20 protein-coding genes are annotated in these 22,130 nt (G+C 69.2%); 9 read left to right on the top strand and 11 right to left on the bottom strand.

What is annotated here, in order from left to right; translation table 11 throughout:
- Window positions 1–44: 44 nt before the first annotated feature.
- The gene (locus tag ACU5E9_RS18305) at window positions 45–533 is read right to left on the bottom strand and encodes an OsmC family protein (RefSeq protein ID WP_456811317.1); all 489 of its coding nucleotides are present in this window, start codon (window positions 531–533) and stop codon (window positions 45–47) included.
- A gap of 89 nt (window positions 534–622) precedes the next feature.
- Between ACU5E9_RS18305 and gabT the strand changes: the two genes are divergently transcribed.
- Together gabT and ACU5E9_RS18295 are read left to right on the top strand one after the other, a co-directional pair.
- Window positions 623–2,005, top strand: coding sequence for a 4-aminobutyrate--2-oxoglutarate transaminase (gene gabT, locus ACU5E9_RS18300; protein WP_456811316.1), 1,383 nt, complete (start codon window positions 623–625; stop codon window positions 2,003–2,005).
- 2 nt (window positions 2,006–2,007) lie between these two features.
- Complete coding sequence (locus tag ACU5E9_RS18295) at window positions 2,008–3,045, top strand: asparaginase (RefSeq protein WP_456811315.1); 1,038 nt, start codon at window positions 2,008–2,010, stop codon at window positions 3,043–3,045.
- Here ACU5E9_RS18295 and ACU5E9_RS18290 read toward each other — a convergent pair.
- On the bottom strand, window positions 3,042–3,689 hold the full coding sequence (locus ACU5E9_RS18290) for a cob(I)yrinic acid a,c-diamide adenosyltransferase (protein WP_456811314.1): 648 nt from the start codon (window positions 3,687–3,689) through the stop codon (window positions 3,042–3,044). The two genes, ACU5E9_RS18295 and ACU5E9_RS18290, sit on opposite strands and share 4 nt — an antisense overlap.
- A 134-nt stretch (window positions 3,690–3,823) precedes the next feature.
- On the opposite strand from ACU5E9_RS18290, the gene ACU5E9_RS18285 reads away from it, so the two are divergent.
- Entirely contained in the window at window positions 3,824–5,533 is a 1,710-nt protein-coding gene (locus ACU5E9_RS18285) for a BCCT family transporter (protein WP_456811313.1), read from the top strand.
- On the opposite strand, the gene ACU5E9_RS18280 is transcribed toward ACU5E9_RS18285, so the two are convergent.
- Genes ACU5E9_RS18280 through ACU5E9_RS18265 form a run of 4 tightly spaced genes read right to left on the bottom strand, consistent with a single transcriptional unit; the run spans window position 5,530 to window position 9,677 of the window.
- Window positions 5,530–6,339, bottom strand: coding sequence for an ABC transporter permease (locus ACU5E9_RS18280; RefSeq protein WP_456811312.1), 810 nt, complete (start codon window positions 6,337–6,339; stop codon window positions 5,530–5,532). The genes ACU5E9_RS18285 and ACU5E9_RS18280 overlap by 4 nt on opposite strands.
- Window positions 6,336–7,253, bottom strand: a complete 918-nt coding sequence (locus ACU5E9_RS18275; RefSeq protein WP_456811311.1) for an ABC transporter permease — start codon at window positions 7,251–7,253, stop codon at window positions 6,336–6,338. The genes ACU5E9_RS18280 and ACU5E9_RS18275 overlap by 4 nt, the downstream gene beginning before the upstream one ends.
- Window positions 7,254–7,255: 2 nt before the next feature.
- Complete coding sequence (locus ACU5E9_RS18270; RefSeq protein WP_456811310.1) at window positions 7,256–8,458, bottom strand: ABC transporter ATP-binding protein; 1,203 nt, start codon at window positions 8,456–8,458, stop codon at window positions 7,256–7,258.
- Window positions 8,459–8,462: 4 nt separating this feature from the next.
- Window positions 8,463–9,677, bottom strand: a complete 1,215-nt coding sequence (locus ACU5E9_RS18265) for an ABC transporter substrate-binding protein (RefSeq protein WP_456811309.1) — start codon at window positions 9,675–9,677, stop codon at window positions 8,463–8,465.
- 285 nt (window positions 9,678–9,962) lie between these two features.
- Between ACU5E9_RS18265 and ald the strand changes: the two genes are divergently transcribed.
- A complete protein-coding gene (gene ald / locus ACU5E9_RS18260; RefSeq protein WP_456811308.1) occupies window positions 9,963–11,078 on the top strand; it encodes an alanine dehydrogenase in 1,116 nt (371 codons plus the stop codon).
- 13 nt (window positions 11,079–11,091) lie between these two features.
- Here ald and ACU5E9_RS18255 read toward each other — a convergent pair whose 3' ends face one another.
- The 4 genes from ACU5E9_RS18255 to ACU5E9_RS18240 form a co-directional block, all read right to left on the bottom strand.
- Window positions 11,092–13,980 carry an FtsK/SpoIIIE domain-containing protein gene (locus ACU5E9_RS18255; RefSeq protein ID WP_456811307.1) on the bottom strand — a complete coding sequence of 963 codons (2,889 nt, stop codon included), beginning with the start codon at window positions 13,978–13,980 and terminating at the stop codon, window positions 11,092–11,094.
- 87 nt (window positions 13,981–14,067) lie between these two features.
- Window positions 14,068–14,478 (bottom strand): FHA domain-containing protein, encoded by a 411-nt coding sequence (locus tag ACU5E9_RS18250; protein ID WP_456811306.1) that lies wholly within the window; start codon window positions 14,476–14,478, stop codon window positions 14,068–14,070.
- A 252-nt stretch (window positions 14,479–14,730) separates the two neighbouring features.
- Window positions 14,731–15,579: a PP2C family protein-serine/threonine phosphatase gene (locus ACU5E9_RS18245; protein WP_456811305.1), complete on the bottom strand. Its 849-nt coding sequence runs from the start codon at window positions 15,577–15,579 to the stop codon at window positions 14,731–14,733.
- 136 nt (window positions 15,580–15,715) lie between these two features.
- On the bottom strand, window positions 15,716–17,143 hold the full coding sequence (locus tag ACU5E9_RS18240) for a gamma-aminobutyraldehyde dehydrogenase (protein ID WP_456811304.1): 1,428 nt from the start codon (window positions 17,141–17,143) through the stop codon (window positions 15,716–15,718).
- 124 nt (window positions 17,144–17,267) lie between these two features.
- Here ACU5E9_RS18240 and ACU5E9_RS18235 point away from each other — a divergent pair, with 124 nt between their 5' ends.
- From ACU5E9_RS18235 to ACU5E9_RS18220, 4 genes are read left to right on the top strand one after another with little or no spacing between them, the layout of a single operon-like run.
- A complete protein-coding gene (locus ACU5E9_RS18235) occupies window positions 17,268–17,750 on the top strand; it encodes an Lrp/AsnC family transcriptional regulator (protein ID WP_456811303.1) in 483 nt (160 codons plus the stop codon).
- 5 nt (window positions 17,751–17,755) lie between these two features.
- The gene (locus ACU5E9_RS18230) at window positions 17,756–19,180 is read left to right on the top strand and encodes an aspartate aminotransferase family protein (protein WP_456811302.1); all 1,425 of its coding nucleotides are present in this window, start codon (window positions 17,756–17,758) and stop codon (window positions 19,178–19,180) included.
- Window positions 19,181–19,212: 32 nt separating this feature from the next.
- Window positions 19,213–19,653, top strand: coding sequence for a helix-turn-helix transcriptional regulator (locus ACU5E9_RS18225; protein ID WP_456811301.1), 441 nt, complete (start codon window positions 19,213–19,215; stop codon window positions 19,651–19,653).
- Window positions 19,654–19,663: 10 nt separating this feature from the next.
- Window positions 19,664–20,080, top strand: a complete 417-nt coding sequence (locus tag ACU5E9_RS18220; RefSeq protein ID WP_456811300.1) for a VOC family protein — start codon at window positions 19,664–19,666, stop codon at window positions 20,078–20,080.
- Between the two features lie 3 nt (window positions 20,081–20,083).
- Here ACU5E9_RS18220 and ACU5E9_RS18215 read toward each other — a convergent pair whose 3' ends face one another.
- Window positions 20,084–21,316: a DUF4192 family protein gene (locus tag ACU5E9_RS18215; protein WP_456811299.1), complete on the bottom strand. Its 1,233-nt coding sequence runs from the start codon at window positions 21,314–21,316 to the stop codon at window positions 20,084–20,086.
- A gap of 171 nt (window positions 21,317–21,487) precedes the next feature.
- On the opposite strand from ACU5E9_RS18215, the gene ACU5E9_RS18210 reads away from it, so the two are divergent.
- A complete protein-coding gene (locus tag ACU5E9_RS18210) occupies window positions 21,488–22,117 on the top strand; it encodes an acetate uptake transporter (protein WP_456811298.1) in 630 nt (209 codons plus the stop codon).
- Window positions 22,118–22,130 lie beyond the last annotated feature (13 nt).

Raw genomic sequence — 22,130 nt, 5'->3', positions numbered from 1 at the left:
ACGCCACCGGGCCTCGACGGGCTCGACCGGCGAACGCTTCCGGGTTAGAGCAGCGACGCCGGTTCGGCCACGTGGGTGACGGGTTCGTGACCGATCGGAAAGTTCACCGACGCGGCGATGAAGCAGGCCTTGGATGCCTCCGCGTGCAACGCCTGGGCCAGCTCCACCTGGGCGGGGTCGGCGATGGTGACCCGGGGACGCAGGGTCGCGGCGGTGAAGTGGCCACCACCATCCGCGGTCTGCGCCATGGTGCCGATGGCGTCGTCGGTGTAGCCGAGGACGATCACCCCGTGCTTCATGGCCACGTGCAGGTAGGAGAGCATGTGGCACTGGGCGAGGGCCGACAACAGCAGCTCCTCCGGATTCCAGCGATCAACGTCGCCGTGGAACGCCCGGTCGGCCGATCCGAGGATCTGGTGCTTGCCCGGCGAGGTCAGGATGTGGTCCCGCCCGTACGCGCGGTAGGTGCTGGTGCCGGTCCCCCGGTTCCCGGTCCACTGGATCTGCACCGCGTAATGATGTGCGCCGATCATGGTGTCTCCTTCGGGTTTCACGCTTACTGTCAATTCTCGCAGGGAATCGCCCGGGCGCTCGATCAGCCGGGCGGTAAACTGGCCCGATCATGACTGACACGTTGACTGATTCCGCAGCCGCCTCCGCCCCCTCGTCCCCGGTGTACACGGTGACCCAGGAACGACGGATTGTGACGGCCATCCCGGGGCCGCGCTCGAAGGCGATGCACGAGCGACGCCTGGCCGCCGTGTCCAGCGGCGTCAGCTCCGCCCTGCCGGTGTACATCGCCAAGGCCAGCGGCGCCATCGTGGTGGACATCGACGACAACCAGTTCATCGACCTGGGCGCGGGCATCGGCGTCACCACCGTCGGTCACTCCGAGACCAGCGTCGTGGCCGCCGCGACCGGGCAGCTGGGCGACTTCGTGCACACCCTGTTCACCATCACCCCGTACGAGGAATACGTGCGGGTGGCCGAGCTGCTCGCCGCACACACGCCGGGCAGCTTCGCGAAGAAGACCGTGCTGATCAACTCGGGTGCGGAGGCCGTGGAGAACGGCGTGAAGATCGCCCGCAAGTACACCGGCCGCCGTGCCGTGGCCGTGCTCGACCACGCCTACCACGGCCGCACTGTGCTCACCATGGCGATGAACTACAAGGCCGCCCCCTACGCCACCGGCTACGGACCGCTGGCCAGCGACGTCTACCACGCCCCCAACTCGTACCCGTATCACGACGGCCTCACCGGGGAGCAGGCCGCGGCCCGCACCATCGCGTACCTCGAGAAGGTCATCGGCGCCAGCGACCTGGCCTGCCTCGTCGTCGAGCCCATCCAGGGCGAGGGCGGTTTCATGGTTCCCGCCGAGGGCTATCTGGTCCTGCTGCAGGAATGGTGCACCGCCAACGGCGTCGTGATGATCGCCGACGAGATCCAGAGCGGCATGGCCCGCACCGGCAAGTACTTCGCCAGCGAGCACTTCGGCTGGGAACCCGACCTCGTGCTCGTGGCCAAGGGCATCGCCGGCGGCATGCCGCTGGCCGCCGTCACCGGCCGCGCCGAGATCCTCGATGCCTCCCAGCCCGGCGGGCTCGGCGGCACCTTCGGCGGCAACCCGGTCGCCTGCGCCGCCGCGATCGCCGTGTTCGAGGCCATCGAGCACAATAACCTGCTCGACGAGGGGGCCCGCATCGAGAAGACCCTCGTGGCCGGCCTCACCGCGTTGGCCGAGAAGTACGACATCATCGGCGACATCCGCGGTCGGGGTGCCATGATCGCGATCGAACTGGTCGAGTCCGGCACCAAGGACACCGCGAAGGTGCCCAACGCCGCCGCGGTCACGTCGATCGCCGCCTACGCGGCGCAGCACGGCGTGCTGCTGCTCACCGCCGGCACCTACGGCAACGTGCTGCGGTTCCTGCCGAGCCTGGCCGTGACTGATGCGCTGCTGGCCGACGCCCTGTCGGTCATCGACGACGCGATGGCGGCACTGTAACCGTGGCGACGTCGACTCCAGCCGCATTCGGTGCGGCAGTTCCCTCCACCGCGGGAACCATCGAGGTCAACGACTCCGTCGAGCTGGCCGTCGTGGAACGCTCCGGCTTCATCGAATCCCGACATGCCGGTGCCGCCGTGGTGCTCAGCGGCGACGGGGCCGTGCTGCGCGCCCTCGGCGACGTCACCGCCCCGGTGTTCCCGCGGTCGTCGATGAAACCGTTCCAGGCCATCGCGGTCATGGCCAGCGGTGTGGTGCTGCGCGGGGAGGATGCCGCGATCGCGACGTCGAGCCACTCCGGCACCCAGAAGCACACCGACCTGGTGCGTGGGCTGCTGGCCCGGGCCGGCCTCTCCGAAGCCGACCTGGGCTGCACGCCCACCTGGCCCGGCGACTCCGCCACCCGGGACCACCTGGTGCGCCAGGGTAACGGGCCCGCCCCGATCTACTCGGACTGCTCCGGCAAGCACGCGGCGATGCTCGTGGCGTGCGTGCAGAACCACTGGGTCACCAACGGGTACCTCGACCCCGAGCACCCGCTGCAGAAGCGCATCCTCGACGTCGTGGAACGGTTCACCGGCGAACGGCCCGCTGCCAGTGGCGTCGACGGCTGCGGCGCCCCGGTGCACGCGCTGTCGCTGACCGCGCTGGCTCGCGGCATCGCCCGGATCGCCACCTCGAAGTCCAGCTCACCGTTCGCGATCTACCGCGAGGCCGGCTTCCTGGCCGAGGCGGTGCGCGAGAACGGTTGGGCCATCGCCGGCCCCGGCCTGCCCGACTCGATCGCGATCGAACGCCTGGGCCTGTTCATGAAGGGTGGCGCGGAGGGCATCATGGTGGCCTCGGCCGAGAACGGCACCACGGTGGCGCTCAAGATCCTGGACGGCAACCTGCGGGCCGCCACCATCGTGGCGCTGAGCCTGCTGGCGGATGCCGGCGCTGTCGCCCGCGGCGACGTCGACGCGCTCATCCCTGAGCTGAAGCTCACCGTGCTCGGCGGCGGCAAGCCGATCGGCCAGATCCGCGCCAGCTACGTCTAAACGCCCTCTGGCGCCGTCGGGGTGGTGTCGCCGCTGTCTTCCTGCGCCATGGCCAGCGCCGACGCCTCCGGCACCCATTGCACGTCGCCGTGCTCCGCGTTGGCGCCGCGGGCGAGCACGAACAAGAGCGTGGACAACCGGTTCAGGTACCTGGCGCACCAGGGGCTGACCGTCGTCGGGTGCGCCTCCACGGCGACCCAGACGGCGCGTTCGGCACGCCGCACCACGGCGCGAGCCTGGTAGAGCAGTGAGGCGGCGACGGTGCCGCCGGGAAGCACGAGGCCGCTGAGGTCCGCGGCGTCCGGCTCGAAGTGGTCCACCGCCCGTTCCAGCCGGATCAGGTGCGATTCCCGGATGCGGGCGGTCGCCGGTTCGGGAGCGTCCAGCGGCACGGCGAGGTCGGCGACCAGGTCGAACAGGTCGTTCTGCACGCTCGCCAGGGTGGACGTGATCCCGATCGGAAGGTTGCCGACGGCCATCACCACGCTCACCGCCGCGTTGGCCTCGTCGCACTCCTCGTAGGCCGCCACCCGCACGTCGGTCTTGGCCACCTCGCCGTGCCGCCCGAAGGTGGTGCGCCCGGAATCACCCCGACCGGTATACAACGCGGGCCCAGCAAATCCGGATTCATCGAGTTCAGCCATGACGGCAACTATAGTAATGTCCCCTGATTCCGCGTAGCGTTGAGCCAGACCGCGGGCTGGTACTTTCGCCATTTCGACACTGATTGTGCACAATTGAAGTTGGCCGGAGCTTGATTCGGTCGGCGAGGAGCACCATGTCCAGAGGCTTATCCGACGACGACATCGACTCCGCGCTCGGGGACGCGGTCGACGAACCCGCCCGGACGGGCTGGGCAACGGTCGACAAAACCGTCTTCGGCGTCTCCGCCGGCATCATCCTGGTGGTCTGCCTCCTCGGCGTGCTGTTCACCGACGCCGTGGGCGACGCCGCGTCGGCCGCCCTCGGCTGGGTCACCAGCAATTTGGGCTGGCTGTTCATCCTGGGGGCCTCCGGCTTCGTGATCTTCGCGCTGGTGCTGGCGTTCGGCCGGTACGGCAGCATTCCGCTCTCCCGCGAGGGCGAGAAGACCGAGTTCTCGACGCTGTCCTGGGTGTCGATGATGTTCAGCGCCGGCATGGGCATCGGGCTGATGTTCTACGGCGTCTTCGAGCCGGTGACCCACCTGGCCTCACCGCCGCCGTTCGTCGACGCTGAGCCGAACAGCCCGGAGGCCGCCAACGCAGCCATGGCGTACACCTTCTTCCACTGGGGCCTGCACCCGTGGGCGATCTACGCCGTTGTCGGCCTGGCCCTGGCCTACTCGACCTACCGGATGGGCCGCGGCAACCTGATGAGCTCCCCGTTCCAGGCCATCTTCGGCCGGGACCGCATCGTGAACAAGGGCTGGGGCAAGCCGATCGACATCCTGGCGATCATCTGCACCAAGTTCGGCTCGGCGACGTCGCTCGGGCTGGGCGCGCTGCAGATCGCCGCGGGGTTCTCGCTGCTGACGACCGGGGAGTTCGCCGACGACCCGGGCACGGCCCTGCCGATCATCATCATCTGCGTGCTCACGGTGGGCGTCGTATTCTCCGCCGCGAGCGGGCTTGCCAAGGGCATCAAGTGGCTCAGCAACACCAACATGGTGTTGTCCGGGGTGCTCGTGGTGTTCGTCTTCGTGGTCGGCCCGACCGTGTTCATCCTCAACCTGCTGCCGTCCGCCGTCGGCGCCTACCTGGCCGACCTCGTGCCGATGAGCTTCCACTCCGCCGTGTTCGGCGGCGGGGACTGGCTGGCCAGCTGGACGATCTTCTACTGGGCGTGGTGGATCTCCTGGACCCCGTTCGTCGGTACCTTCATCGCCCGGATCTCCCGTGGCCGCACCATCCGTGAGTTCGTCCTCGGCGTGCTGCTGGTGCCCACCGCGGTCAGTGTCCTCTGGTTCGTGGTGTTCGGCGGGGCCGGCCTGCACCTGCAGCTGGGCGGTATCGACATCGCCGGAACCGGCAGCGAGGCGGCCGGGTTCTTCGCCGCCCTGCAGCAGTACCCGTTCTTCATCGGCTCCGCGCTGGTGGTGATGGTGCTCACCGCGGTGTTCTTCGTCAGCGGGGCGGATGCCGGCGCCCTGGTCCTCGGCACGCTGTCGAGTCGCGGCCGCAAGGAGCCGTGGAAGCCACTGGTGATCTTCTGGGCGATCCTCACCGGCGCCGTCGCCGCGGTGCTCCTGTTCGTGGGCGGCCTTGGCGCGCTGCAGACCTTCACGATCCTGGCGGCGACCCCGTTCGTGCTCATCATCATCGGCCTGTGCGTGTCGCTGTACGTGGACCTCCGCCGTGACCCGTTGCGTCAACGCACGCTCGGACCGGTGCGCCGGTCCTCCGAGGTACTCGGCACTGTACCGTTCACCCGGCCCGCCGCCGATGGTGACGACGACCTGGCCCCGACGGACGCGGCATCCCCGCCCGCCGACGACAAGCGGCACTAACCGAGGCGGGCCTGCCGTTTGGCCCGCGCGGTGGCGGAGACCTGGGCGGTGACCACGATCACCAACGCGAGGATGAACACCGCGGAGGCGATCACATTCGCCTCCGCGGGGATGCCGCGCGACGCCGAGATGTAGATGTACTTCGGGAAGGTGGTGACGGCGCCGGAGTTGAAGTTCGTGATGATGAAGTCGTCGAAGCTCAGCGCGAACGACAGCAGCGCCGCCGCGAGGATGCCCGGCAACAGCAGCGGGAAGGTGACCCGCGCGAACACCTGCGCCGGAGACCCGTACAGGTCACGGCCGGCCTCCTCGAGCGCCGGGTCGAGGCCCGCGACCCGGGCCTTCACCGTCACCACCACGAAGCTGATGCAGAACATCGTGTGCGCCAGGATGATCGTGACCATGTCCTTGGGCACCCCGAGCGACAGGAATTGCGCGGCGAGCCCGGCACCGAGCACGACCTCCGGCGTGGCCATCGGCAGGAACAGCAGCAGGCTGGTGGCGGAGCGGAACCTGAACCGGTAGCGCACCAGGGCGATCGCGATCATCGTCCCGAGCGTGGTGGCGATCACCGTGGCGACGACGCCGATGATGAGGCTGTTGCCGAATGCCTCGCACACCGCGCCGTTCTGCACGGCGCACACGTTCAACCACTTGTCCAGGGTGAACCCGCGCCAGGTGATGTTCGACTTCTGCGAATCGTTGAACGAGAAGATGAAGGTGTACACGATCGGCACCATCAGGAAGATCAGCGCGAGCGCGGCGTACAGCGGCAGCAGCCACCGGCCCAGGGAGAGGTGCTTCACAGCAGTTCCTCCGTTCCGCTTCTCTTGACGTAGACGCCGACAATCACGAGGATCACGGTCATCAGAATCAGCGACAGGGACGCCGCCGCCGGGTAGTTCAGCAGCACCAGGAAGTTCGCCTCGATCACGTTTCCGATCATCTGGGTGTCGGCGCCGCCCAGGAAGTCCCGGCTGGCGTTGATGTAGTCGCCGGCCGCCGGGATGAAGGTGAGCAGCGTGCCCGCCACGATGCCCGGCATCGACAGCGGGATGGTGACGGTGCGGAACACGTGGAACGGGCTGCCGTAGAGGTCGTTGCCGGCCTCGAGGTACCGCAGGTCAAGCCGCTCCAGCGTCGTGTAGAGCGGCAGGGTCATGAACGGGATGAAGTTGTAGGTGAGGCCGAAGATCACCGAGAACGCGGTGCCGGTCAGGTGCGCGTCGGGGGCCAGCAGCGACACCGCTTTCAGCGACGTGACCAGGAACGACTCATCGGAGAGGAGCTGCTTCCAGGCCAGGGTGCGCAGCAGGAAGCTGATGAAGAACGGCGCGATCACCAGCACCAGCATCAGGCTCTGCAGGAGCGGCCAGCGCCGGGCGGTGACACCGATGAAGTACGCCAGCGGGTAGCTGAACGCCAGCGCGAGCACCGTGGCGATGAGCGCGTAACCGAACGAGCGCAGGATGTGCGGCCAGTACTGCCCGATCACCTCGACGTAGTTCTCCCAGCGGAACGCGTAGCTGTACTGGCCGATGTCGCCGAATTCGCTCGGCGCCTGCAGCGAGGTGAGGATGAGCGACACCAGCGGGGCGAGGAAGAACAGCACCAGGTAGAGGATGCCGGGAAGCAGGAGGAGCAGCGCCACCTTGCTGCGGCGGCGCGGCGGCGCATCGGTCGGCGGTGCCGCCGTGGTGGAGAACGCGGCGAAGGCCATTCCTAGGCCTCCTCGAGCTCCGTGACGAGGGCGGCGCGGCGTTGGGCCGCGAGGCTCTTCGTGGTCGTGTCCGCGACGAATTTCGGGTCCCCCGCGGCAGGGTCGTCGTCCAGGCCGAAGCCGTGCTCGATGTTCCAGGTCACCCAGACCTCATCGCCCTCGCCCTCGACCGGCCCGAAGGCGCGGTTCTGCTCGAACACCACCAGGGTGCCGACGCCGGGCACCGCGACCAGGTATTGGGTGCTCACCCCGGTGAACGAGACATCCGTCACCCGGCCCGGGCCCATCACGTTGTGGGCGGAGTCCGGCACCGGCATGTCCCGGTGCAGGGTCAGCTTCTCCGGGCGCACCCCGATGGTGACGTCGCCGGCATGCCGGTGCGACCTGGCCTTGGGCACGACGATGCTGCGCCCGGCCACATCGACGGCGATGGACGTGCTCGTCTCCCCCAGCACGGGACCGGTGAACAGGTTGGACTGGCCGAGGAAGTTGGCCACGAACGCGGTCCTGGGCAGTTCGTAGAGTTGCTCCGGGGTGCCGAGCTGTTCGATGCGACCCTTGTTCATCACCGCGATGGTGTCGGCCATGGTCATGGCCTCTTCCTGGTCGTGGGTGACGTGCAGGAAGGTGAGGCCGACCTCCTCCTGGATGGTCTTGAGTTCGAGTTGCATCTGCCGGCGCAGCTTGAGGTCGAGCGCGCCGAGCGGCTCGTCGAGCAGCAGCAGGGCCGGCCGGTTGACGATGGCGCGGGCCAGGGCAACACGTTGCTGCTGGCCGCCGGAGAGCTGCACGGGCTTGCGGGCGGCCAGGTGGTCGAGTTCGACCAGCCGCAGCGCCTCATGCGCCTTCCCGTGCGCATCCGCGATCTTGCGGCGGCGCAGCCCGAAGGCCACGTTCTCGAGCACCGTCATATGCGGGAACAGGGCGTAGCTCTGGAAGACCGTGTTCACCGGCCGTTGGTGGGCCTTCTGGGTGGTGACGTCCTGGCCGCCGATCAGGATACGCCCGTCACTGGGGTCCTCCAGCCCGGCAACGAGCCGGAGGGTGGTGGTCTTGCCGCAGCCGGACGGGCCGAGCAGGGCGAAGAACGAGCCGGCGGGAATGACCAGGTCGAGGTGTTCGATGGCGGTGAAGCCGGGGAACCTCTTCTGGATGCCGACGAGTTCGAGGTCGGCGCCCCGGTCGGCGAACGCTCCCGTGCCCATCGGGTCAGGCCCCCAGCAGGATGCTCTGGAACTGCGCCCCGTAGGTCTGCTCCTCGGCGCCGGTGAGGGTGCGGAACACCTTCGCCTTGGCGAGGGTGGCGTCGTCGGGGAAGATCAGCGGGTTCTCGGCGAGCTCGGGGTCGATCTCCATGGCCGCCTCCTTCGCGCCGGCGACCGGGGTGATGTAGTTCACGTACGCGGCGACTTCGGCTGCCACGGCCGGGTCGTAGTAGTAGTCGATCAGGGCCTCGACGTTGGCCTTGTGCGCCGAACCGATCGGCACCACGAAGTTGTCGTTCCAGATGGTTCCGCCCTTCTCCGGCACCGCGAAGCCCCACTTGTCGCCGTTCTCGGCGTTGAGCTGCACGATGTCGCCGGACCAGACGATCGCCGCGAGGGTGTCGCCGTTGACGAGGTCCTCCTTGTACGAGTTGCCCTTGATGTTGCGCACCTGGCCGTCGCTGACCTGCTTCTTCAGATCGTCGATCGCGGCGGTGAACTCGTCGTCCCCCCAGTCGCCGGCGATGTCGACACCCTGGTCGAGCATGATCAGGCCCATGGTGTCGCGCATCTCCGACAGCACGCCGACCCGGCCCTTGAGGTCGGGGTTGCTCCACAGCTCCTCCACGGCGCTGATGCCGTCGGGGAACTGCTCCTTGTCCCAGCAGATCCCGGTCAGGCCGCCCTGCCACGGCACCGACAGTGCGCGGCCGGGGTCAAAGTCCACGTCCTTCAGGGTGGGCAGCAAGTTGGCCAGGTTGGGGATGTTGGCGTGGTCGAGCTCCTGCAGGTAGCCGAACCGGGCCAGCCGGCCCACCATCCAGTCGGTGAGGCATACGGCGTCCGCGCCGATGTCCTTGCCCAGGGCCAGTTGGTCCTTGACCTTGCCGTAGTAGGTGTTGTTGTCGTCAACCGCCTCGGTGTACTCCACCTTGATTCCGGTCGCCGCGGTGAAGGCCTCCAGCGTCGGGTAGTCCCCCGCGTCGTCCACGTCGATGTACAGCGCCCAGTTGTCCCAGCGCAGTGTCTTGTCGCTGCCGGACTTGTCGGCCGCGGCGGTCGGCTGGGCCGCGCTGCCGGTCGAGCACGCGGCGAGCGCCAGCGCCGCCGCTCCGGCACCGGCGCCGGTGAGCAGGGTGCGCCGCCCCATCTGCGCCTGACGGGCCTGGCGGATGAGCTGCTGGATCATCGGGTCTCTGGGCAACGGCCTGGGCGCCATGGGCGGTCTCCTTGCATTCTCAGCGGCCAGGGCAGTCTCAGATCGCCCGGTCCGCTGCGTGACGAGTGGACCGATACTGACACAGACGGAGCCTTTCGCGCCATGAAATGATCAAAACGTTAACATTCCCGCAATTTTCAACCGATATCGTCGTTGTCACCGGGTCAGCGCATTCGGAATCGGTAAAACGGCCGCAGTAGGCTGTCCATCCGGGTCATCCCCCACAACGGGATCCCTCTCAGGCTGTCCCCATCCCGGCAGTCCCCCTTCAGGCTCAGGAGCGTCATGCGAGTTGCAGTCCCGTCCGAGATCAAGAACAACGAGTTCCGGGTGGCGATCACCCCGGCCGGCGTGCACGACCTGGTCCTGCACGGCCATGAGGTGCTGATCCAGAGCGGGGCGGGCACCGGTTCCACCATCACCGACGACCAGTACCGGGCCGCCGGCGCCACGATCATGCCGGATGCCGCCTCCACGTGGGCCGCCGCCGAACTGCTGCTCAAGGTGAAGGAGCCCGTGCCGAGTGAGTACGGGTATTTCCGGGACGATCTCGTGCTGTTCACCTACCTGCACCTGGCCGCGGAGGCCGGTCTCACCCACGCGCTCCTCGCGGCCGGCGTCACCGCGATTGCGTACGAGACCGTGCAGCTGCCCAACCGGGCCCTGCCTCTGCTGGCCCCGATGAGTGAGGTGGCCGGGCGGCTGGCCCCGATCGTGGGCGCGAACGCCATGCTCAAGCCGAACGGCGGCCCCGGCCTGCTGGTTCCCGGCGTACCGGGCACCCATCCCGCCCGGGTCACCGTGCTCGGCGGCGGCGTCGCCGGCACCGCCGCGATGCAGGTGGCCGTCGGCCTCGGCGCCGAGGTGACCGTGCTCGACACCAACCTGTTCCGGTTGCGCGAGCTCGACGCGCAGTACTACGGGCGGGTGAAGACCATCGCGTCCAACGCGTTCGAGATCGACACCGCCCTCGTGCAGTCGGACCTGGTGATCGGTTCGGTGCTGATCCCCGGGGCCAAGGCACCCAAGCTGGTCAGCAACGAACTCGTCTCCCGGATGAAGCCGGGCAGCGTGCTCGTGGACATCGCCGTCGACCAGGGCGGCTGCTTCGCCGACACCCATCCCACCACCCACACCGAACCCACCTTCACGGTGCACGGGTCGTTGTTCTATTGCGTGGCCAACATGCCGGGCGCCGTTCCGAGCACATCCACCTACGCCCTCACGAACGCCACCCTGCCCTATGTGCGGGCGATCGCCGCCCACGGGTGGGCCGACGCGCTCCGCGCCGACCCCGCGCTGGCGCTCGGCCTGAACACGCACGGCGGCACCTTGGTCAGCGCGCCGGTCGCCACCGCGCACGCCCTCGGGTTCCGTACCATTGCGGAGGTGTTGGCCTGAACCGGGCCGCGCGCTAGGGCACGGTCACCCGACACACGGCGCCGGACGAATCGAGCAGCCACCCCCTGGACCGGGCCGGAGCCAGTGGCGGTGGAAGGTCGCGCCGACGGGTGATGGCGCGGAAGTCGGCGATGCTGCAGCCGTCGAACAACAGGGGTGTCCGCTGGCGCAGCCCCGCCAGCACGGCCCAGTGCGCTTGCCAGGTGTCGACGTCGCCGACCAGCATCGTGCCCGCGCCGACCTCGGAGATTTCCAGCCGTCCGCCCGGCCCGTGGCCGTCGTGTGCGCCGAGGTCGATGAGGTGCGGATACCCGGGCGTGCCCGCTGCGCGCAAGGTCGCGATGGTGCGCGCCGGCGACCCGGCGACCACGATCAGGGTGGGGGCCGCGGCGGCCAGGGCGGACGGCACGTCCGGTGCCGGCCCCATCCTGCCCGTCCCGTCCGGGGGCCCCGGCTGAACCAGCTGGATGCGCCGGCCCCGCCAGTGGCCGCCGCCCGGCGGCAGGGTCTCGTCGTAGCCGGCCGCGGCCTCTCCCGCCGCCTGGTGTTCGTAGACGTTCGGCACCCGCAGCACCAACCGGCTCTGGCAGAGCGCGGAGAGGGACTGCAACGCCCCGCTGAGCCGTTGCACCGTCACCGCCAGGTGCAGCCCCGCGGCGGCCCCCTCGCGGAGCAGCCCGGTGAGCAGGTCGATGGCCGCGGCCCGGTGTTCCTCCCCCCAGCGCGCCAGCACCGCATCGACATCGTCGAGCAGCAGCAGTCGTCTGCCCGGGCGCACGTCCGGCCGGTCGAGCTCCTGCCGTGCCCGCACGAGGGCATCCCAGGTGGTCTCCACATCGGCGGGCACACGCTCAGCGGGGGGTGACGATCCTGCCGCGAGGGTCGCCAGGAGTGCCGACTTGCCCGACCCGCTCCCGCCGATCACCAGCAGGTGGCCGTCGGTCGCCGGGTCGTAGCCCACGGCACGGTACCGCTGCCGGTCGGGTTCATCCAGCAGCCCGAGCAGGAGTCCAGGCGGGCGCGGTCCCGGGTCGAGGCGAGACAGGTTCCGCGCGCTCACCCGGGCCGGGAGGGGGTCGAGCCAGGGGCGACGCGGCGGCGCGACCACGGGGCGACACCGCACGACCGCCCGCACGTCGTCGGCCGTGGTCGTGGCCACCTGGCAGGGTTGCACCGTGGCGGCTCCGCGGCGCACGATGCACCGTCCGGGCAGGGCGGCGTCCACCTGGGCGGCGGCATCCGAGCCGATGACCGCCTGGCTGTCGGCGCGGTTGTTCACCCGCAGCGAGAACCGCAGGCTGCAATTGGCCAGCAGGGCGTCTCGCACCACTCCCGCGGGTCGTTGGGTGCAGAGCACCAGGTGCACGCCGAGCGACCGTCCCCGCGCGGCGATGTCCACGAACACGGCGTGCAGCGCCGGGAAGGCGCTGAGCATGGTCGCGAACTCGTCGACGACGATCACGAGACGAGCCAGCCTGCCCGCGGCAGGCGGGTCGGTGACGTCGCGGGCACCGGCGTCGCGCAACACCCGTTCCCGGTGCCGGAGTTCGGCGGTCAGGCTGGCCAGCGCCCGGAGCGCCTCCCGCTCATCGAGGTCGGTGATCAGCCCGACGCAGTGCGGCAGCTCCCGGACGGTATCGAAGGCAGCGCCGCCCTTGAAGTCCACGAGCAGGAAAGTGACCTGGTCCGGTGGGTACCGGGCGGCGAGGGACGTCACCCAGGTGACCAGCAGTTCGCTCTTGCCACTGCCGGTCGTGCCACCGACGAGGGCGTGCGGCCCGTCGACCGCGAGGTCAACCGTGAACGGGCCGTCCGCTCCGGAGCCGATCACGCAGGCGAGGCTACCGGGGGTGACGGGCCCGTCCGGTTCGTCGCCCGCCTCGGCGCTGACCGCCGCGAACGTGACGGAATCGGGCAGTGCGGCGGCGACGGTTTCCAGCCCCGCCGCCGCGGCGGCCGCGGCGAGCTGCGCGCCGAAGCCATCGGTCTGCCGCTCCGCGATGAGGAGCGGGGCGAACACGAGGCCCGCCGGATGCCCCGGCGCCCGCACGATTTCTGCCCGGGCCGCCCCGGGTACCGCGACGATGGTGGCCAGGCCGGGCGGCAGCCGGGTGCCGGTGTCGGCCAGGGCGAGCCGGATGCCGCCGCTGACCCACCCAGTCGGCAGCGGTGAACCGGCCTCGGCCACGGTGAGCCACCGGCCAGGGGTCCCCCGGTCCGCATGCGGCAGTTGCGACGCCCACTCCCACCCGGCCACGGCCGGCACCCGCACACCCAGTGCTTGGGGGCTGAACTGGCCGGCCAGTTGCACGACCAGGCTGCGGGCGAGCGCCCGGACAAGGAGGGGCGGGCCGACCAGACCGAGCCCTCCAGCCGGGTCCACCATGATCGGGGACCGGGCGAGCACGACCGCTCTGGCCAGCAGGTCGGTGTGCTCCGGCCGCCCCTGGCCGCCGTCCAGCCGCAGCCCGCTCGGGGTGTCTCCCGACCCGAGCACCACGGCCACGGATTCCGGGTCGGCCCAGCGGTGGGCGTGATTCGGACTGGCGAGGATCTGGTGCGGAGACGCCGCGGTGCGCCAGGCCTCACGGCGCAACTGGCGCAGTCGCTCGTCGACGGCGTCGCCGGCCTCCGCCACCGCCGCCGCATAGGCGGCCGCGTCCCGGCGTCGCTGCCGGGCCGTAGACCGGCGCCCGTCGAGAAGCCCGGCCACGGCGATCACCGGGCTGAGCGCGGCGAAGACCAGTACGAAGACCGATCCCGTGATCCACCAGATCAGGCCGGCCGCGATCACTGGCGCCACGCAGGCCAGCAGCGGGAACCCCGGCTGGCCGGGCGGGGACGGATGGGCGGGCATCCGGATGGCGGAGGTCGCGGGCGGCAGCTCGGGAATGATGCTCATGCGTCCAGCAGACACCGTGCTGCTCGGCGTGGTCGCGCACGACGGGTGACGGTGCGAAACAGCGCGGCGACGGTGGCTGTGGAGGAGCTACATCAGCTCGAAGTACTGGTCGCCGATCTCGACTCGCGACCCGCGGGTGACCAGGTAGCGGCGCCCCGGTTCGCATCGCACCACGGGCGCCGGCGCCCGGACCACGACGGTGCCGTTGCTGGAGAAACGGTCGTTGACCCAGAACTCGCCGTCGTGCTGGCCGAATTCGAGGTGGCTCTTCGACACCGACCGGCCCAGGTCATTGATCTGGATCAGGTGGTCGAACGTTTCGGTGGGCTGGGGCAGCGGGCGTCTCCCGATCAGGCCGCTGCCGCGCACCGACACGGTTTCCCCCGTGCTGAACTGCAGGGTGTACCGCGCGGGCTGGATCTCGACCGGCGGCGCCGCAACGGGAATGGGTCCGTTCGGCCAGTACGGCACAGAGATCACGGTGGATCTCGGCGGCAAGGGTTGAATGATGGTGGTGTCGCTGGGGCGTGGATCGGCCCGCTTGCGAGACGCGGGGGTCGCGGTCGGGGAGCTGCCGCAGGCACCACAGAACATCGCGCCCCGTGGCATTTGTTCACCGCAAATCTGGCAGTTCACAAGCTGATTCCCTTCCTGCTCCCGCCAGCTCCCCTCAGCCCGCCGCCTGGCAACCGCCCCACCCGGTCGTCCTCATAGCGTAGCGACCGAACGGCGTCAACGAGGGCGCTCCCGTCAGGCCGTGTCGCCGGCGTCGGCCGGCCCGGTCGGATCGTCGACGCCCAGGTCGTCGACGCTCAGCACGTCGAGCACGATCGCCGTCACGTTGTCGCGTCCGCCGTTCTCCAGGGCAGCGGTCACGAGCGCCGACACCGCGTCCTCCGCCCGGGGGTTGGACATCAGGAAATGCCGGATGCCGTACGCGGTCAGTTCCTTGGTGAGCCCGTCGGAGCAGACCAGGATGCGCAGGCCCGCCGTCAGCGGCAGGATGCGGTAGTCGGGTACCGGCGGTTCGTGGAACCCGACGGCCCGGGTGATGACGTTGCCGTGCGGGTGCACGTCGGCCTCTTCGCGGGTGATCCGGCCGGCGTCGACGAGTTCCTGCACCACGGAGTGGTCGATCGTGACCTGCTCGAGGACCCCGTTGGTGAGCTGGTAGACCCGGGAATCGCCGATGTTGTAGGAGATCAGTTGCGGCGCATCCGAGACGATGGCCAGGGCGACGCCCGTGACGGTGGTGCCGGTGCCGAGGTCGGTGACGCCCTCGCCGGACTTCATGTCGGAAACGGCCAGGCCAAGGGCCGTGTTGATGGACTCGGCGGTGACGGTCCCGCCCGCTCCCCGTGCACTGTCGGCGGCCTCCGCGAGCCTGCTGACGACGGCATTGCTGGCGACGTCGCCGGCGGAGTGGCCGCCCATGCCGTCGGCCACCGCGAAGATGGGCGATCGGGCGACCAGGCTGTCTTCATTGACTTCCCGGCGATGGCCGACATCGGTGAGTGAGGCCCAGGCCAGGGTGACGGATTTCTTCACCGCGGGGAGCGCGATCGTGTGGCTGGATGAGCCTTGACCTATTTGGGTCACGGGTGGTGCCTTCCGAAGACTAACGTGCGGCAACGCAGCGAACGACAGTCAGCCCGCTGGAAGTATCTCGATCAGGTTACCGCCCCCGCTGTCCCCCGCCGTACCGCGGGTCCCCCGCCGATCAGGCCCGTCGGGCTCAGCCGATGTAGCTCATCACGTGCTTGACGCGGGTGTAGTCCTCGAAACCGTACATCGACAGGTCCTTGCCGTAGCCGGAGTGCTTGAACCCGCCGTGCGGCATCTCCGCGACGATCGGGATGTGCGTGTTGATCCACACGCAACCGAAATCGAGGCGCTTGGCCATCCGCATGGCCCGACTGTGGTTGCTGGTCCACACCGACGACGCCAGCCCGTACCGTACGTCGTTGGCCCAGGACAGCGCCTGCGCCTCGTCCTGGAAGCGCTGCACGGTGATCACCGGACCGAAGATCTCCCGCTGCACGGCCTCATCCGTTTGGCGAAGCCCGCTCACCACGGTCGCCTCGTGGAAGTAGCCGGTGCTGCCCTGCCGGTGCCCGCCGAGCTCCAGCACGGCGTGGTCGGGCAGCCGGTCGATGAACCCGGTCACCTGGGCGAGCTGCTTGCTGTTGTTGACCGGGCCGAACAGGATGCCGTCCTCGCGGGGCGCCCCGGTGCGGGCGTTCTGGGCGGCGTGGGCGGCCAGCGCCGCCACGAATTCGTCGTGGATGCCCTCTTGCACAAGCACCCGGGTGGCGGCGGTGCAGTCCTGGCCGGCGTTGAAGAAGCCGGCGGCGGAGATACCCTCGACGGCCTGGGCGATGTCGGCGTCGTCGAAGACGATGACCGGGGCCTTGCCGCCGAGCTCCAGGTGCACCCGTTTGAGGTCGGTGGCGGCGGCTTTCGCCACCTCCATCCCAGCGCGCACGGAGCCGGTGATCGACACCAGCTGCGGGGTGGCGTGGTCGATCATCGCGGCTCCGGTGCTGCGATCCCCCATCACCACGTTGAGCACCCCCGGCGGCAGGAATTCCGCGGCGACCTCGGCGAGGAGCAGGGTGGCGCTCGGGGTCGTGTCGGAGGGTTTGAGCACGGTGGTGTTGCCGGCGGCGAGCGCGGGGGCGAACTTCCAGACCGCCATGTTGAGCGGGTAGTTCCACGGCGTGACCTGGCCGACGACCCCGATCGGCTCGCGCCGGATGAAGGAGGTGTGGTCCTTCATGTACTCACCGCCGCTGCGCCCCTCGAGCACGCGGGCGGCGCCGGCGAAGAACCGGATCTGGTCGACCGACACCAGAATCTCGTCCTCGACGAGTGTCCCGCGCGGCTTGCCGGTGTCCAGGGATTCGGCGTCGGCGAATTCCTCCGCCCGGGCCTCGACGGCGTCGGCGATGCGGAACAGGGCCAGCTGGCGCTCGGCCGGGGTGGACTCACCCCAGCCCTCGAAGGCCGCGGCGGCGGCCCGGTAGGCGCTGTCGACATCGGCGGCGGACGACACCGGGCTGCTGCCATAGCTCTGCTCTGTGGCCGGGTCGATGAGATCGATGCTGGTCTCGCCGGTGGACTCGACGTGGTCGCCGTTGATGAAGTTGCGTAGCGCGCTCATGCGCGCCAGCCTAGCTTCTCCGAGGTGCGTGGGACCAGAGATCCACCGTGGTAATTCGTTGTGAAACTCGTGTTTCACGACTGATTCACTTGCCGCACCGGACCTTCACTGCCACAATCGTGGGATGAACAGCAGCGGACGCAGCAGTGCCGGCAAGCCGGCACCACTGGATGAGGTGTCCAAGAAGATCATCGAGCAATTGCAGGTCGACGGTCGGCGCTCCTATGCGGAGATCGGCAAGGCGGTCGGACTGTCCGAGGCCGCCGTGCGCCAACGGGTGCAGAAACTCACCGAGGCCGGCGTGATGCAGGTCGTCGCCGTGACCGACCCGATGCAGCTGGGTTTCTACCGGCAGGCCATGATCGGCATCCGGGCCTCAGGCGACACCCGGGTGCTGGCCGACCAGCTGGCCGAGATCCCCGCCGTCGACTATGTGGTGCTCACCGCCGGATCCTTCGACATCCTCGCCGAGGTGGTCTGCGAGAACGACGACGAGCTGATCGCCCTGCTGAATTCTCAGATCCGCAAGCTGGAGGGGGTCTCATCCACCGAGACCTTCGTCTATCTCAAACTTCACAAACAGTTGTACAACTGGGGAACACGGTGACCGGGATGACCACGACAGAGCAGACGACCGGCCCACGGGTCTACAGCGACGCCGAGAACGCCGACCTGCAGAAGAAGGCGAAGGACCATCTCTGGATGCACTTCGCGCGGCAGTCCGTGATGGAGTCCGGCCCGGGCGTTCCCATCATCACCAAGGGCGTCGGTCACCACATCTGGGACTCCACCGGGAAACGCTACATCGACGGCCTGAGCGGGCTGTTCGTCGTGAATGCCGGCCACGGCCGCACGCGCCTCGCCCAGGCCGCGGCGAAGCAGGCCGAGGAGCTGGCGTTCTTCCCGCTCTGGTCCTACGCGCACCCGAGCGCCATCGAACTCGCCGACCGACTGGCCGAGCAGGCTCCCGGCGACCTCAACCGGGTGTTCTTCTCCACCGGCGGCGGCGAGGCCGTCGAGACAGCGTTCAAGCTCGCGAAGTACTACTGGAAGCTGCAGGGCCGGCCCACCAAGCACAAGGTGATCTCCCGGTCCGTCGCCTACCACGGCACCACCCAGGGGGCCCTGGCCATCACCGGCATCCCCGCGCTCAAGGAGATGTTCGAGCCGGTCACCCCCGGCGGGTTCCGGGTGCCGAACACCAACTTCTACCGGGCGGACGAGATGGGGTCCGGCCACGGCGACGACGTGGAGGCGTTCGGCCTGTGGGCCGCGAACCGTATCGAGGAGATGATCCAGTTCGAGGGGCCGGAGACGGTCGCCGCCGTGTTCCTGGAGCCGGTGCAGAACTCCGGCGGCTGCTTCCCGCCGCCTCCTGGCTACTTCAAGCGGGTGCGTGAGATCTGCGATCAGTACGACGTGCTGCTGGTGGCTGACGAGGTGATCACGGCGTTCGGCCGGATCGGCAACATGTTCGCGTCGACCACCTTCGGCATCGAGCCGGACATGATCACCTGTGCGAAGGGCATGACCAGCGGCTACTCCCCGATCGGCGCCACCATCATCAGCGACCGCATCTACGAACCGTTCAAGCACGGCGACACGGCGTTTTATCACGGCTATACCTTCGGCGGTCACCCGGTGTCGGCGGCCGTGGCGCTGGCGAACCTCGATATCTTCGACGAGGAAAAGCTCAACGAGAACGTGCGGGAGAACTCACCGGTGTTCCGGGCCGAACTGGAGAAGCTGCTCGCTCTGCCGATCGTGGGCGATGTGCGCGGTGAGGGCTATTTCTTCGGCATCGAGCTGGTCAAGGCCAAGGCCACCAAGGAGACGTTCAGCGACGACGAGTCCGAGCGGCTGCTGCGCGGCTACCTCTCCGGTGCCCTCTTCGAGGCCGGACTGTACTGCCGGGCGGATGACCGCGGCGACCCCGTTGTGCAGCTCGCGCCGCCCTTGACCATCGGGCCGGCGGAGATCCGCGAGATCGGCGACATCCTCTACGGCGTGCTGTCGGAGGCGCCGAAACATCTCTAGCCGGCCGCATCCCCCGGCGCTATCGTGGCCGTATGACTCCGCAGGAGCTTGAGAATCTGGCCTGCCTGCGCCGGGCCAGGGACCTGATCGACCGGGACTACGCGAAGCCGCTCGACGTTCCGACCATGGCGCGCCGGGCGCTGATGTCCCCTGCCCATTTCTCCCGCCGGTTCCGGGCGGCGTACGGTGAAACGCCCTACAGCTACCTGATGACCCGTAGGATCGAGCGGGCGATGGCGTTGCTCCGCGGCGGGCTGAGCGTGACGGACGCCTGCATGACGGTGGGCTGTACCTCCCTGGGGTCGTTCAGCTCCCGCTTCACCGAGATAGTCGGCGAGAGCCCGCGCGCCTACCGGGCCCGCACCCACGATGCGGTCTCGGCGATGCCGGCCTGTGTGGCGCGGTTGCGCACCCGCCCGGTGCGGACCTCTTCGAGCAGGATCGAAGAAGCGCGCCAGCCGACCGCGGCCTAGATTGCTGCGTATGACAACGACACTCTCACTCCAGTACTGCAACATCACCGTCAACGACGTCGACGAAGCCATCGCCTTCTACCGCGACGCCCTCGGCCTCGAGGTCATCAGCGACGTGCCCTCCGGCAGGTACCGCTGGGTCACGCTGGGCACGGATGCCCAGCCCGGACTCGAGATCGTGCTGTCGGAGCCGCACGCCGGGCGTTCGCCGGCCGACGGCGACGCTCTCCAGGAACTCCTCACCAAGGGGGTCCTGCCGATGCTCGTGTTCCGGTCCGACGATGTCGACGCGACCTTCGAGAAGGTACGGGCGTCCGGCGCCGAGGTGCTCCAGGAACCGGTCGACCAGCCCTGGGGTCCCAGGGATTGCGCCTTCCGCGACCCGTCCGGTAACACGGTCCGGATCGCCCAGGCGCCGGCTGCCTGACTCTCATGGCACGACCGTGGCGTCGTCCGGTACCGCGAACGCCCACTCCGGCAGGTGCCCACTGCCGACCATCTGCAACAGCAGCAGGGTCATCCCGTAGTCGCCGTCGATGTCCCGCGCGGTATCGAGGTAGATGCCGGCAACCGACCCCTGGCCCAGCGCCCAGCTCAGCCAGGCCAGCATGCACAGCGGCGCCGGCCGGGCGGACCGCGGCGCCATTGCCACGAGCAGCTTGAGCAGCCGGATGCCGCGGATGATGCGCTCCGGATCCGGCCGGGTGCTGGTCAGGCCCAGCATCAGGTCGCCCGTCGTCGGCGTTGATTCCTCGAACTCCCGGCCGGCGGCCATGTCAGCTGCGACCAGGTCGTCCATGCTCAGCCCGGTCTCCCGCTGCCGTTGGGCGTAGTGCCGGTTGAGCGCGTAGCTGCGCCGCCCCTCCTCCTCACCGAACGCGAACTGCAGCATCATCTGGTCCCGGGTCGCCGGGCCCTGCATGAGGAACAGCACGGCGGCGGCTTCGTCGATGCTGAGGTCGGCGGGGTCCAGCCCCAGCACGGTCTCGGCCGTTCCGACCGGGTCCAGCATGTCACCCACCATCTCGATCAGTTCGGGGATGGGCCCCATGTCCGGGCCGAGGCGCTGGTACCGCGCGAGCCGTCGCGCGCAGCGTTCCCTGGTAGCCAGGTCGACCCGTGGCAGGGCGGCGCCGGTGTGCAGCTGGGCGAGCTCGCGGCGGGCTTCTGCCGGGATTTTTTCATTCACGCTGGACTCGGCGATGTCCGTCAGCGGATGCCTGAGGCTTCTGTCCCGCCCGCGGCCGGGCGGTCCGTCTGCCTCCAGGTAGGACGCCCAACCGTCGGCGGCGACGCACAGGGCGTCGCGCACGAGGAAACCGGACTGACCGGCGCGATGCCCGATCGCGGCCAGGAACGACCCGTGTGGCAGGTCGGCGGCCGTCGCCGGGTGCTCGCCGATGCTCTCCACGGTGTACACCACCGGAACGAGGGCGTCGACGCCGGGGATCTTGCACAGCGTGCCGAGCAGGGTGCCGGCGATGCGGCGCAACTCCTGGGACCCGGCATCGCCGGGTGGAAGGTTGAACCGCAGCGCACCGCAGGTACGGTTGCCGCGGAACGCGACGAGCACCAGGCTGCGTTCGGGCACGAAGCCCACCAGCTGGGGCACGAGGGCGAGGAAATCCTGGGGGGTCGGGGTCTTCACGAGTGTCTTTTCCATGCGCCCACCCTGCGCCGGATCCGGGCACCGGCCGGTGCGGGTGGGCCGACCTGTGCAGAACTCGCGGCGCAGCGGCCTGTGCACAGTGCCGTCCGCCGTGCCGGTCCGCCATCCCCGTCCGCTGGTCCGCTGCCCCGGCTGATAATCTCGGAACAAATGACACAGATTAATATGACTAATCCGGAAGCCCCCGCGGCGTCCGCCACAGCACCCTCAACACCCGCAGCAGCCTCCGCCCCCGCAGCAACGCACGGCGCCTTCGCCGATCCCGGCGCCCTGGGCCTCGGCGCGTTCGCGCTCACCACGTTCGTGCTCAGCATGTCCAACACCGGCATCGTGCCCTCCAGTGCCGCTGTCCTCGGCCTCGCCCTGTTCTACGGCGGCATCGCCCAGGTCATCGCCGGCATCTGGGAGCTGCGCAACGGCAACACCTTCGGCGCCACGGCGTTCACCTCGTTCGGCGCGTTCTGGCTGGCGTTCTGGTACCTGGAGAGCACCGGCGGGAACGTGGCGGCCGGCGCCTCCGGCATGGGCACCTTCCTGCTCGCCTGGGCCATCTTCACGGTCTACATGACCGTGGCCGCCAAGAAGACCAACGGTTCGATCTTCATCGTCTTCGTCGCACTGTCGATCACCTTCGTCCTGCTCGCGCTCGGCGCGTTCACCGGGATCACCGCCATCCACCAGCTCGGTGGTTGGTTCGGCATCCTCACGGCACTGCTGGCCTGGTACGGCTCCTTCGCCGTGGTCTACAACTCCACCTCCGGCCGCGCGTCGCTCCCCGTCTGGCCCGCGAAGTAATCCGCACCACCCG

The sequence above is a fragment of the Cryobacterium sp. AP23 genome (genome assembly GCF_054075385.1).
The sequence above is the reverse complement of the archived record's forward strand: the minus strand, read 5'-3'. Positions and strand labels throughout refer to the sequence as shown.